A 12462-nucleotide genomic window follows, 5' to 3' on the forward strand; every position below is an offset into this window, starting at 1 on the left:
TCGCCTACAGGGCGCCTTCGGTTGGTTCAGTTACACCACTTCCAGGGACACGATCGGGGTAAAGAGCGACCGGCCCTATCGCACGGCTGACATTGAAGGGCTTCGTGCATGGGATGACGCACCAGATCGAACATCAATCAGCATTGGAATCAGGCTGTTCAGCCAACACCCAAATGGAGGACTTACGGCAACAATGATAATGGACGAGGTACTTGGAGTACCGCTAACGGCATGGGGGCAGGCATCCGTGAACACAAATGCAAGCAAAACTAAAATCGATTATGGTCGCTGGGGGCTCGTTGCCCTGTTAGTCCTTCCCATTGCATTTTGGTACTTGGCCTCCCCCGTCGTCGTCGTCAACTTTTCACACGAAGGAAAGGACGTATTCAAATACATCTGGAACACCCAGCATCGAATCTACAAGGGGAAAATGCCCCGACGTGGCGGTGCATCCGTTGAGTGGGGTCATATTTTTCCTGATAAAGATTTCTTTATGAGGTTTGACTGGTGGACCGACACGGGGGCTCAACGATGTTTCTATGTGACGCCGAAATGGGGAAAAACGATAGAAATCTACCTTGACGCCACAGGTCGAATCGACACGGCTAAAACTGATCCTGACGTAATTAGCCGGTTAACGCAGTGCGCGGGTGAACCCGACCCATTCCAGCCTTGACCCAACACACGCCCCTAATCAGCAATCACCACAATCGCCACCCGACGATTCTCGGTCCGCCCTGCTGCCGTGTCGTTGGGCGCCACCGGCTCGCGACGGCCCAGGCCTCGCAACTGGATGTTCTCTTCCTTCATGCCCACCCTCATCAACACCTGCGCCACGCTTTTTGCCCGGCGCAGGGACAGTTTCTGGTTGTAGGTTTCCTTGCCGGAAGCGTCGGTATGGCCGTCGACGCGCACGCGGTCGATGCCGATGCGGGTCAGTGCGTTGCCGATGCGTTCGACGATGTCGGTGCTGGCCTTGTTCAGCGATTCCACGTCACTGCCAAACAGGACTTTGCCTGACAGCCCGAAAGCCCAGCCTTCGTCCGTCAATTCGAAGCCTTGTTGCTTGAGCACGGTGATTTGCGCCGGGGTCAGGCCCTTGGGCGGGGCGGTCTGGCAGCCGCCGAGTGCCAGCAGGGCCAGGAACAGGCTGATAAACACAAAACGCGGGGTCGAGAACAAAGGATCAACTCCTGTGTGGAATAGGGTCGGCGGTGCGCGCAGGTTCCGGGGTGGGCGGGTCACCGTGGGCCAGCCGCTTGGCCTGGTACATGGCGGCATCAGCGGCGTTGAGCAGGGTGCCGGGGGTGGCACCATGATCGGGATAAATGGCGATGCCGATACTGAGTGAGGTCAATACTTGTGCGTTGCCGGGCAGTTGGATGGGGGCCTTCATGCTGGCCATGACTTTGTCGGCGATGCGCTGGGCATCTTCGAGTTTGTGCAGGGGTGACAGGAGGATGGCAAATTCATCGCCGCCCAGGCGGGCCACCAGGTCACTTTCACGCAGTTGGGTACGGATGCGCGCGGCGACGGCGACCAGTACCGCATCGCCCGCCGCGTGGCCGAAGTTGTCGTTGATGTCTTTGAAACGGTCGCTGTCGAGGAACAGCACGGCCACCCGCTCGTTGAGTTTGGCGGCGCTGCGCAGAGCCCGCATCAAGCGGCCTTCGAAAAACGCCCGGTTGGGCAGGCCGGTCAGGCTGTCATGGCTGGCCTGGTGGGCGAGGGTTTCGTTTTCGCTTTGCAGGTGGGTCTGCCAGGCTTCGAGCTCATCCAACAGGGCGTTGAAGTCGTTGCCCAGGCTGTCGAGTTCGGCAATCTGTGCCGGGGGCACGCGGCGATCGAAGGCCCGTTCACTGCGCACGGCATGGGCCACCTCCCCCAGGCTGTGCAACGGCCCGGTAATACCGCGCAACATACGCCGCGCCAGGTACAGCGCCACCCATGCACTCAGGGCGGTGCACACCAGGATCCCGGCCAGGCCGCTGAGCAGGAAACGCAACAGGCTGCCACCGTGGCCGCTCAGGCGCACACTGCCAATCGCCTGGCCCTGATGCAGAATCGGCTGACTGATCGGTTGCTCAAGCAGCACGTGCGCCAACTGCAATTCGATCTGCGACAGCATGCCGGTTTCCGGACGGGACCACTGAGCCAGGCGCACACCGTCGGCGTTGAACACTTCGGCTTCGGCCACCTCTTCGGTGGCGGCAATCACGCCCAGGGCTTCAGTGGCCGCCGCGCTGTCGTTGAACACCACCGCCGCTTCCACGGTGTAATTGATGGAGCGGGCGATCAAATGCAGGTTGTGGTCGGCGTACACGCGCAGTGCCAGCATGCCGAGCAAGGTCAGCGAAATACTTGCCATGCCCACCGCCACCAGCGCCACGCTCAGGTGGCCACGCCCCAGCACCGAGCGCAGGGTGGGCCGCACCGACGCTCTACCCAGCCTCATGATTGCGGCGCCCGGCGACGCGACAGTTGCAAGACGCTGGGGTGGATGCGCACCCCGCTGCGCGCTACGGAATCGAGGTTGACCTCGAATGACACGTTCTCATCACCCACCCGCAGGCAGAACAGGCTGCCCACGGTGCACTGGTCGCCCCCCTCGCTGATGCTGAGCACCGGGCGGCCGATCAGCGCGGCGAACAGGCCGCTGCGTTCGGCGTCGGTCAGCTTGCCGATGTACACCGCGTCGCAGGCGTTGACGATGTCGGGATGGCTGGGTAACAAGCGTTGCGCCACCACGGGACGGCCAGTGGCCTGGGTGGTGCCTTTGATCAGGTCATCGGTGTATTGGGTGGGCCCGACGATGCACAAGCGCAGTTGTTCGGGCTCGATCGGCCAGCGCGCGTAACTGAGGATGCCCAGCACCACTTGTGTAACCGCTTTGGCACGCTGCTCGGCCACGCTGGGGGCCTGGGCCCCTGCGAGCGGCGTAAGCAGGCAGAGAAGCGCCAACAGCAGGATTTTTCGCCCGCTCAAACTTCGCCCGGTAGGCGATACAGCCACGCGCATGCGGCGATTCTCTTTGATCTTCCATGGATGATGCCGCAACGATAGCATTCGGCGGAAAATCCCGCGAGGCGCTGCCCCGAAGGATCCCGCTTTTTTTTCAGAAATTTCAGACATCTGAATCAGAATTAAGCGATGACCAATCGGTCAGTTTTCTACCTTATGCCCCCAACGCCAGCATCAGCCCGCTCAGGCGCTTGACCTTGCGCCGCACCGCTTCTTCAAAAACACCGCCGCGTGGTTCGATCAGGCTGAACCAGTGTTTGGCGCGGGTGATGCCGGTGTAGATGAGCTCTTTGGTGAGCACCGGGTTCAAGGTGTCCGGCAGGATCAGTGCCGTGTGGGCAAATTCCGAGCCTTGGGACTTGTGCACCGTCATCGCGTAGACGGTTTCCACGTCGTTAAGCCGGCTGGGCAGCACAAACCGTACGCCGCCCTGGCCATCGTTGCGTGGGAATGCCACGCGCAAGACCTGCGGCCCGCCGTCGTGTTCCGGCAGCTTGAGGGCGATGCCGATATCACCGTTCATCAGGCCCAGGCCGTAGTCGTTGCGGGTCATCAGCACCGGCCGCCCTTCGTACCATTGATCCTCGCCTTCGATCAGCCGCACCTTGCGCAGCGCCGCGGTGATGCGCAGGTTCAGGCCCTCGACGCCCCAAGGCCCTTTGCGCACGGCACAAAGCAACTGGAAGGTGTCGAAGGCTTGCAACACGTGCTTGGCCCAGTCGGTCCAGCGCGAATCGTCGCGCGGTGTGTCGACCGCCGGGCGCGAGGTGCGCAGCAGATCCAGGTAGTGGCGGTAGCCATGGGCGCCGCTGCCCTGCCCGTCCAGCACCAGGCGCTCCAGCGCGTGGTCGTGCTCGCCCTTGAGGCTCACGCAAAACAGGTCGGCATGGCTGCGCGCGGCCAGCAGCGCGCGCGCCTCCTCGGCGTTTTGCTGGTTGACCCAACGGGCCAACTGGCCAATGCCACTGCCTTCGCCGAAGCGCCTCGAGTAACGCAGCATGACCACCTGCTGGGCCAACGGGTGCGTACCGTCGAGGTCTTCCTGCAGGCCGCTGGCGCCCAGGTCTTCACCGCTGACCTGCTGCAACCACTGCCGGGTCGACGGGCTGTAGAAACCAGCTTCGGCATCCCGGCACAAATCCCCCAGCACGGCTCCGGCCTCGACGGACGCCAACTGGTCTTTGTCGCCCAACAGCACCAGGCGGGCGTGGGGTGGCAAGGCGTCGAGCAGGTTGGCCATCATTTCCAGATCAATCATCGAGGCTTCGTCCACCACCAGCACATCCAGCGGCAACGGGTTCGCGAGGTTGTGACGAAAGTGCCGGGTGCCAGGGCGGCTGCCCAGCAGACGGTGAACGGTGGTGACCTCGGTGGGGATTTTTTCCCGCACGTTGTCAGGCACTTCCAAAGACCGCACCTGCTGGCTGATGGACTCGGTCAGGCGGGCCGCGGCCTTGCCCGTCGGGGCCGCGAGGCGGATGCGCAAGGCGCTGCCCCGCTCCACCGCCGGGGCCTGTAACAGGGCGAGCAAGCGCACCACCGTGGTGGTCTTGCCGGTGCCGGGGCCGCCGGTGACGATGCTGAAGGCGCCACGGGTGGCCAGTGCACAGGCCAGTTTTTGCCAGTCGACCACACCGTCCGGCGGGGCCTGCTCGAACAAACGGTTGAGCCGCTCGGGCAAGTCGCTTTCGACGCTTTCCACCGCGGCCAGGCGCTGGCGCAGCGCTGTATCGATGCGCCGCTCGTAGGTCCAATAGCGCCGCAAGTACAAGCGCTTGCCAGCAAGCACCAACGGCCGGTCTTCGTTGCCGTCCAGGGCACACGCGACCAGGGGGCTCACGGCCAGCGCATGGCACCAGCGGGCACCGTCCAGGCCATCGAGCAATTGGGACGGCAGCAGCATCGCGCCGGGCTGGGCATCGCCCTCGGGCGGCAACGACAGGGCAAAGTCCGGTGCATTGAGGGTTTCAAACACGTCCAGACACACATGGCCGTGGCCCAACTGATGGCTGGTCAGGGCCGCGGCCAGCAGCACAAGTGGATCGGCTGCCGGGTCAAGCTCGTGCAGAAAACCGACAAAGGCTTTGTCCAGCGCACGCAGCCAGCCGCGCTCGACCCAGCGTTCAAGCAATTGCACCAGGTCGGCGGCGCGACTGAGGGGCGCCAAGTCCTCAAGCGGTAGCGGCGACAGGCTCATAGCAGGACTCCTTGTTCCCAGGCGGGTTCGGCTTTGGGCGGCAACGGTTTGCCTTGGAACAGCAGGTCCAGGCCCTCGATCAGCTCACGGGGCGGCCGCGTGAAATAAGCACCCTGGCTTGCAGAGTGGGAGCCACGCAAGAACAGGTACAACGCGCCGCCCACATGCCGGTCGTAGCTGTAATCAACGAGCCGGGCCTTCAGCTGGCGGTGCAGGGCAAGCAGGTAAAGGACATATTGCAGGTCATACCGATGCTCCAGGATTGCCTGCTCCATGGCCGGCCGGGTGTAGGCCGAATCGTCAGGGCCCAACCAGTTGGATTTGTAGTCGGCGACGTAATAGCGGCCCTCGTGCTCGAACGTCAGGTCGATAAACCCTTTGAACATGCCGTTGAGCAATACCGGCTCAGCGGCCACGCGGGGCACGCCGTTGTGGGTGGACTGGCACACCAGTTTGTCCAGGACGAGCACGTCGACTTTGTGGCTGGCAAACCAGAACTCCATCTCGACTTGGTACTGTGTCAGGCCACTCAAACTGACGGTTGTGGTTGCCAGCGGCAGCGGTGCTTGGAGCACGTGCCCGAGCCAGCCACTGAGGGCATCGATCCAGCCTTCCCAGCCGCGTAAAGAACAGCGACGGGCCACGGTGTCCTGGATGGCCTGCGGTGTGACGTTGAACGCTTCTTCGCCCGCCCATTCCAGCAAGCCGTGCAGAAAGGTCCCCGGGTTGGGACCGCGTGGGAAACGGTGGATATCGCTGCCGGAAACAACGACTTCGCGAGGGGTATCCGGGTCGAGGCGCTCGTCGTCGAATAGCTTCTGTGCCTGCGGATCCTCCGGTGCCTCAACGGGAGCGGCGCTCATGCTGTCGCCAAGGCGCAGGGCGCTGTAGGACGCAATCCACCAGTTCTCCGCGGCCTTGCGTTTAGGCCACAACGGTGCAAGCACGGCGGCCTCGTTGCGCGGCGGGTGGAACAGCGTCGCGGTGGCCTCGGGCATTGGGGCGTAATGCACCGCCGGGCAGCTTTGTTGCAGGTCGAGCAGCCAACGGGCAAGCCCGGCAGATTCGCTGAACGAAGCACCGCCGCCCAGCAGGTAGCCCAAGGCCGAAAGGTGCAGCACAGAGCTGTTGTTGTTGCCGCGCTTGAGGTCGGCGATACCCAGCCAGCAGACGTGCTTGGCCCGTGTCAGCGCCACGTAGAGCAAGCGCAGGTCTTCGGCCAGGCGCTCATCGTCGGCCCGGGCAATCAACTCGGCGGTTGGCTTGAGGCTGACCTGGGCGTTGCCGTGCTCGTCGTGAAAATGCAACGGCAGACGGCTGCCGTCCACCGGCTTCGCCGAGCAAATGAACGGCAGGAAGACCAGGTCGTACTCCAGGCCCTTGGATTTGTGAATGGTCACCACCTTCACCAGTTGCTCATCGCTTTCCAGGCGCAGGATCTGCTCCTCGCCCGCCTGGCCCGACAGCGCCAGGTGCTCGGCCAAATGCCGGATCAGTGCCTGTTCGCCGTCCAGTTCCCCGGCGGCTTGTTGCAGCAACTCGGACAAGTGCAACAGGTTGGTCAGCACCCGTTCGCCATCGCTGCGGGCGATCAGGGCCTGGGGCAGCTGGAAGTCGTGCAGCAGGCGACGCAACAGGGGCAGCACACCTTGGACACGCCAGATAGTGCGGTAGTTGCGAAACTGCATGACGCGGTTTTCCCACGCCAGTTCGTCCTGGTTCAGACGCTCAAGTTCGGCCAATGACAGGTTCAGGGTGACGCAGGCCAGCGCGGCGCGCAGCGGGCGCTCCACGTCCGGCTCGGCGCAGGCCTTGAGCCAGGACAATACGTCGCGGGCCTCTTGGGAAGCGAACACCGAATCCTTGTCGGACAGGTACACACTGCGCACGCCACGGGCCGCCAATTCACCGCGAACGGCCTGGGCCTCTTTGCCGTCGCGCACCAGGATGGCGATGTCCGAAGGCCGTACGCTTTGGAACGTGTCGCCCTTTACAAAACCGGTGCGGCCCTGCTGGCCGCCATTGAGCAAGGCGACGATCTGGCTGGCGCAGGCGGCGGCCAATTGTTGGCGGTAGAGCACGCCCGCGATCGGTTGATCGGAGGGCAGGTGCCAGAGGTTGAGCGCGGGCAATGTCTGACCGTCGACCTGCAAGTGTTCCTTACGGCCCTGGGAAAGCACTGACTGGAAAGGCACCGGGTTCGTACCGTCCGGCTGGCGAAACAGAAACGCGCCACGGCCGGTTTCGGCACGCTGAAACACATGGTTCACCGCCTGCACCATCGCATGGCTGGAACGGAAGTTGGTGCCCAGGGTGTGATGACGACCGGTGGTGGCCTGGCGTGCCCGCAGGTAGGTGTAGATGTCGGCCCCCCGGAAGGCGTAGATCGCCTGCTTGGGGTCGCCGATCAGGAACAGGCCGCTGTCCCGGTGGTTTTCTTCGATGCGGTAGATGCGGTCGAAGATGCTGTATTGCACCGGGTCGGTGTCCTGGAATTCGTCGATCAGGGCAACCGGGAATTGCTCGCGGATCACACTGGCCAGGCGCTCACCGCCGTCTGCTTGCAGCGCGGTGTTGAGGCGCAGCAGCATGTCGTCGAAGCCCATTTCGGCGCGGCGGCGTTTTTCTTCCTCAAAACGTTGACCCACCCAGCCCGCCGCGTGTTGCAGCACGGCGGCGTCGGGTGTGGGCAGTGCATCAAGGCTGGCCTTGAGGGCGGCCATGGCATCCAGCCCGGGGTGATGGGGCGCGTCCCCTTTCCAGGCTTCGGCCATGCCGTCGGGAGTCAGGCGGGTGAAGCCGGTGCCGATGTCCAGTTGCTCCAAGGTTTCGTCGGCGGCCCAGGCGCTGATTTTTTCAAACCAGGGCTCAAAGTAACGCGCTTGCATCTTCCGACCGTCCACAGCCTTGGCCGCTACGGCTTGCAGGCATATTTCCCGCAACTCGGCGGCCCATTGCTGCCAGGGCGCCTTGAGGGCCACAAGGGCTTCGCGACGTTCTTGCAGGCAGGCATTGATCAGTTCGCCAGGCTCGCGGGTTTCTTCACCGGACCGCTGGCTGCCAAACAGTGCACGCACGCGCGGCATCAGGGCCGCCGGGCCACCCCAGTTGTTGCGCACCCAGTTCAGGGCGTCGTCTTGCAGGGGGTAACAAAACAGCCGCCAGTAGTCGCGCAGTACTTCGCCCAAGAGGTCGCTGTGGTCGGTTTCCAGGGTTTGGGTGAACAGGCTGCCGCTGTCGAAGGCGTGTTCGCGCAGCATGCGCTGGCACCAACTGTGGATGGTCGAGACGGCCGCTTCGTCCATCCATTGCGCGGCGATGTCCAGGCGGTTGGCGCAACCGGGCCATTGGTCGGGGCTGTATTGGTCGCGCAGTTCGGCAATCAGCGCGTCGGGCTGCTCAATTTCGTCGCGAAAAAAGCGGGCGGCTTCTGCCAGGCGGATGCGGATACGTTCGCGCAGCTCTTTGGTGGCGGCGTCGGTAAAGGTCACCACGAGAATGTGTGGCGGCAACAGTTCGCGGCCAAAACCCGACACGTCAGCGCCGTGGCCCAACACCAGGCGCAGGTAAAGGGCCGAGATGGTAAAGGTTTTGCCGGTGCCGGCGCTGGCTTCGATCAGTTGGCTACCGCTGAGCGGGAACGCCAGGGCCAGGGGTTGGGTGCTCATGAGCCAGCCTCCTCGCGGGTGAGTGAGCGCCAGGGCGCGTTCATCAGCGGGCGATAGAGGGTTTCGCACCAGCCTTCGAACGTTTCGCTGTCGACCAGCGCGGCGTAGTCGGGAAATTGTCGGATGAGCGCCGGGCTTTCGCGGCGTTCGCCGTCGGTGGTCAGGCCGTCACCTTCGTAGGCTTTGCTGGCAGCGGCATGGGCTTTGGCCAGGTCGGTCTGGCCAAGCCAGGCGAAGGCGGTTTTGACGGCGACAGGCAGTGGCTGGCGCATGCCCGCTTGCCAGGCCAGAAGCAGGTGACCGAGGATTTCCCGGGCGCTGTCTTGTTCCAGCGGGGCCAGTAACAGGGTGTCGTCGCTGGCCACCAGCCCCGTGCTCAACGGCAGGCCACAGGCGCAGGCCACCAGGTGGTTGACCCAAGGACGAATCAGGCGATGCCATTTGCGCGTTTTGAGCGAGCCGATGCTGTTGGGGATGGCCGTGACGGTTAAAAAACCACCCTCGCTGCGGCGGTGCAGGCCGCTGATCCAGCCGTCGAGCTGGACGCCCTGATGCTCGAAACTGACCGGTTCTGCACTGGTGTGCGGGATGGGCCAGAGGGCCAGCAATTGTTGGTGGCGCTGCAAGAGGTCGGGCAAGGGCTCGATCAGTTCTTCACGCAAGCGCTGGCCAAAACCGACCATCGGCAACAGGCCGCTACCCTGGAGCCGCCGGGCCTGGGCGTCAAGGGCGGCGTCGAGGTTGTGAGGCTGACGAAGACCGGCTGCGAGCAAGCTGTCGCTGAGGCTGTAACGTTGCAGGGCGTCGAGGACGAAAGGTTCTTCGTCGGCCAAGGGCACTTCGGCGGCTTCGAAAAATATTTTCAGGCGCTGACTGAAGAAATGTTTTACAGGGTTGCGCAAAAAGTCCTGCAATTGACCCAGGCTCAGGGGTTCTTCTTGAACGTAAGCGGCGAGGTGGCCGTCCTGCCAGTCGGGACTGTGCGTCGGATTTTCGTGGAGCAATTGCCATTCGCGGGCGTAGCTGAACAGCGCGTCGCCCTCGTGGAAATAGCGGGCGCTAAACGGCTGGAGCGGGTGTTCTTGGGTGCTGGCCTCCAACAGGGGTTCGCCGGTTTGGGTGTGCCAGCCGCTGTCGAGATGGTCACGCAATTGGCCGATCAGCACCGAGGGTGGAAGGTCGCTGTTGTCGCGGATGCTGCGACCCACCCAGCTGATGTAGAGCTGGTCGCGGGCCGAAAGCAGTGCTTCGAGCAGCAAGTAGCGGTCGTCTTCGCGGCGGGAACGGTCGCCGGGGCGGTAGTCGCTGCCCATCAGGTCGAAGTCCAGCGGCGGCTGGGCGCGGGGGTAATCGCCGTCGTTCATGCCGAGCAGGCAGACCAATTTGAACGGGATGGCGCGCATCGGCATTAACGTACAAAAATTGACAGCACCGGCAAGAAACCGTTGTGACAGCCGGCCTTGGTCGAGCCCCGCCAGCCAGGCTTCGCGGACGACGGTCAGGGGTAACTCGTCTTGCAGGCCAACGGCCTCACAGGTTTGCAGCCAGGTTTCGCGCAGGTGTTCGAGCTGGCTTAAGAGGTAGTCGTCGTGCTCGCTGCTGGCCAAGAAAAACAGGCGAATCAGGCCCTGCAGCCGCACGCCCCATGCCTGGGGGCTGGCGCTGGTGCAGAGGGTCTGATGCGCGGTGTGCAGGGCATCGAGGAGTGCGACCAGTGGGCCGATCAGGGTGGCATCAAGGCCGCCGATTTCGTCGTAGGGCTCAATACCGTCCCATGCGGCGCCGGTGCCGACAGCGTAGCCCAGCAGCATGCGGCGCAGGCCGAAACGCCAACTGTTTTGTTCCAGCTCGGTGGGCAGGCCCAGGCCGGCACGCTGTGCGGCGTCGAGCCCCCAGCGGATGCCCGCGCCTTCGATCCAGCGATGCAGCGTGGGCAGGTCACGCTCCTGGATGGCAAACCGTTCGCGCAAGGCGGGGACATCCAGCAGGTCGAGGATTTCACTCACGGGGAACCGGCTATCCGGGAGCTTGAGCAGGTGTTCGACGGCAATCAACAGCGGGTCGCGGCCACGCTGGCCCTGGTCGGTGAGGGTGAACGGGATGAAGCGTGGATCGCTTTTTTCGAGCTGGCCGAACACGGCACGGATGTGCGGCGCGTAGCTGTCCACATCGGGGACCATCACGATGACGTCGCGGGGGCGCAGTGTGGGGTCTTCGCTGAAGCGGTGGAGCAGCTGATCGTGGAGGATTTCCACTTCGCGCTGGGCGCTGTGGGCGATGTGGAAACGGATGGAGGTGTCTTGGTTCAGGTCGACGCCTGGCCAGAGTTCGCGGGTTTCGTTGAGGGGGCGAAGCTCGAGGATGTCGTCCTGGAGTTGGTTGAGCAATGTGGTGGGTTGGCCTTCGCTGAACAAGTCGATGCGGCCGTCGCGAAATGCGGAGCGGTAGCTGTTGGGGTCGTCGTAGCTGTCCAGCAGGTTGATGTAATCCCGGCCTTGTTTACCCCAGGCGGCGAGCAAGGGATGGGCGTGTTGGTGCAGGGTGTGCGGGTCGATAGTGACCGGCATTCCCGTCTTGCGGGCCTGGCGTTTGTATTCGTTTCTGAGCAGGTCCTTGTCGGCCACGATGTCGGACCAGTGATGGCGACAGGGGTTGTGCACGCAGAGCAAGACCTGACTGAAACGGGCCAGCCCGGCGAGGGCTTCCAAGGCCTGGGCGGGCAGCGAAGAAATGCCGAAAACGATCACTCTTGAAGGCAGGCCCGGGGGGGCTTTTTCGAGGGTGTTGATGCGTTCGATAAAACGCTGGTGAACGCCAGCGCGACTTTGGGCCATGCCCTCCTCGCCTACGTCGAGGAGGAGCGCTCGCCACAGTTCGGCTTGCCAGCAATTGGCCGGGCTCAGGGGCTTGGGTTCACCTCGACCGTTGCGCAATTGATGGCGGCCGCCGGCCCAGTCTTCTAACCAGTCGGCACGGTAGACCTGGTATTGGTCAAAGAGGTCTGCCAGACGCTCTGCGAGTTGGTAGCGCTTGCGCAGGTCGGTGTCGTGAGTGAGGAAACGCTGGAGCGGCTCGAAGTGAGGCTGGTCGATCAGTTCGGGAAGCAAGCGCATGAGGCGCCAGGTGAGCGGGGCTTTATCGAGCAGGGACTTGGACGGGATCTCGTCGCGGCCCAATACCCTGCGATAGAGCTGCCACATGAAACTACCGGGAAGTTGTACGTCAATGGCGGCGGCGATGCCACAGCCACCCGTGTCGTCATCTTGTGGGTCTTCGGCCAGCGCCAGTTTGAGCCATTGGGCAATACCGTTGCTTTGTACCAAGGCGATTTCGTTTTCCAGGGGAGCCAAGGGGTAGCGGCGCATCCAACTGACGACCAGGCTGCGTAGTTCATCCAGGCGGTTGCCGTGAACCACCATGAATCCAGCAGTAAGAGGCGTCGCGTCCGGCATAACGGCTTCCTTGGAAAAGCGCAATCTAGGGGGTGGACTTTAGCATTGAAGAGGCGGAGCAGGCGTCTCGCGGTGCTTTTTGAGTTTTCGAGTAGACAAACAAAACCCCAACTGCTTTCGCAAT

General features: G+C 63.2%; 7 protein-coding genes and 1 pseudogene. 2 read left to right on the forward strand and 6 right to left on the reverse strand.

The window, feature by feature from the left end; translation table 11 throughout:
• Positions 1–73 precede the first annotated feature (73 nt).
• Positions 74–273, forward strand: a pseudogene (locus ACW9H9_RS27350) (polymorphic toxin type 44 domain-containing protein); the annotation flags it as partial.
• Between the two features lie 46 nt (positions 274–319).
• Positions 320–676: a hypothetical protein gene (locus tag ACW9H9_RS27355; protein WP_457346477.1), complete on the forward strand. Its 357-nt coding sequence runs from the start codon at positions 320–322 to the stop codon at positions 674–676.
• A gap of 14 nt (positions 677–690) precedes the next feature.
• Here the strand turns inward: ACW9H9_RS27355 and ACW9H9_RS27360 are convergent, their stop codons facing one another.
• The 6 genes from ACW9H9_RS27360 to recC form a co-directional block, all read right to left on the reverse strand.
• On the reverse strand, positions 691–1182 hold the full coding sequence (locus tag ACW9H9_RS27360; protein WP_457346470.1) for an OmpA family protein: 492 nt from the start codon (positions 1180–1182) through the stop codon (positions 691–693).
• Between the two features lie 4 nt (positions 1183–1186).
• Positions 1187–2455: a diguanylate cyclase domain-containing protein gene (locus ACW9H9_RS27365; RefSeq protein WP_457346471.1), complete on the reverse strand. Its 1269-nt coding sequence runs from the start codon at positions 2453–2455 to the stop codon at positions 1187–1189.
• Positions 2452–3018 (reverse strand): YfiR family protein, encoded by a 567-nt coding sequence (locus ACW9H9_RS27370; RefSeq protein WP_457346473.1) that lies wholly within the window; start codon positions 3016–3018, stop codon positions 2452–2454. The genes ACW9H9_RS27365 and ACW9H9_RS27370 overlap by 4 nt, the downstream gene beginning before the upstream one ends.
• A 157-nt stretch (positions 3019–3175) precedes the next feature.
• Complete coding sequence (gene recD, locus ACW9H9_RS27375) at positions 3176–5218, reverse strand: exodeoxyribonuclease V subunit alpha (protein WP_457346474.1); 2043 nt, start codon at positions 5216–5218, stop codon at positions 3176–3178.
• Positions 5215–8886 carry an exodeoxyribonuclease V subunit beta gene (recB, locus tag ACW9H9_RS27380; protein ID WP_457346475.1) on the reverse strand — a complete coding sequence of 1224 codons (3672 nt, stop codon included), beginning with the start codon at positions 8884–8886 and terminating at the stop codon, positions 5215–5217. The genes recD and recB overlap by 4 nt, the downstream gene beginning before the upstream one ends.
• Positions 8883–12338 carry an exodeoxyribonuclease V subunit gamma gene (recC, locus tag ACW9H9_RS27385; RefSeq protein WP_457346476.1) on the reverse strand — a complete coding sequence of 1152 codons (3456 nt, stop codon included), beginning with the start codon at positions 12336–12338 and terminating at the stop codon, positions 8883–8885. Before recC ends, recB begins: the two co-directional genes overlap by 4 nt.
• Between the last annotated feature and the right edge of the window lie 124 nt (positions 12339–12462).

The sequence above is a fragment of the Pseudomonas sp. SDO5215_S409 genome (assembly GCF_054071325.1).

Excerpts from the sequence above, each read along its gene's own strand:
- ACW9H9_RS27365 (WP_457346471.1), bottom strand. The coding sequence starts at position 2,455 with ATGAGGCTGGGTAGAGCGTCGGTGCGGCCCACCCTGCGCTCGGTGCTG.
- recB (WP_457346475.1), bottom strand. The coding sequence starts at position 8,886 with ATGAGCACCCAACCCCTGGCCCTGGCGTTCCCGCTCAGCGGTAGCCAA.
- recC (WP_457346476.1), bottom strand. The coding sequence starts at position 12,338 with ATGCCGGACGCGACGCCTCTTACTGCTGGATTCATGGTGGTTCACGGC.
- ACW9H9_RS27370 (WP_457346473.1), bottom strand. The coding sequence starts at position 3,018 with ATGCGCGTGGCTGTATCGCCTACCGGGCGAAGTTTGAGCGGGCGAAAA.
- recD (WP_457346474.1), bottom strand. The coding sequence starts at position 5,218 with ATGAGCCTGTCGCCGCTACCGCTTGAGGACTTGGCGCCCCTCAGTCGC.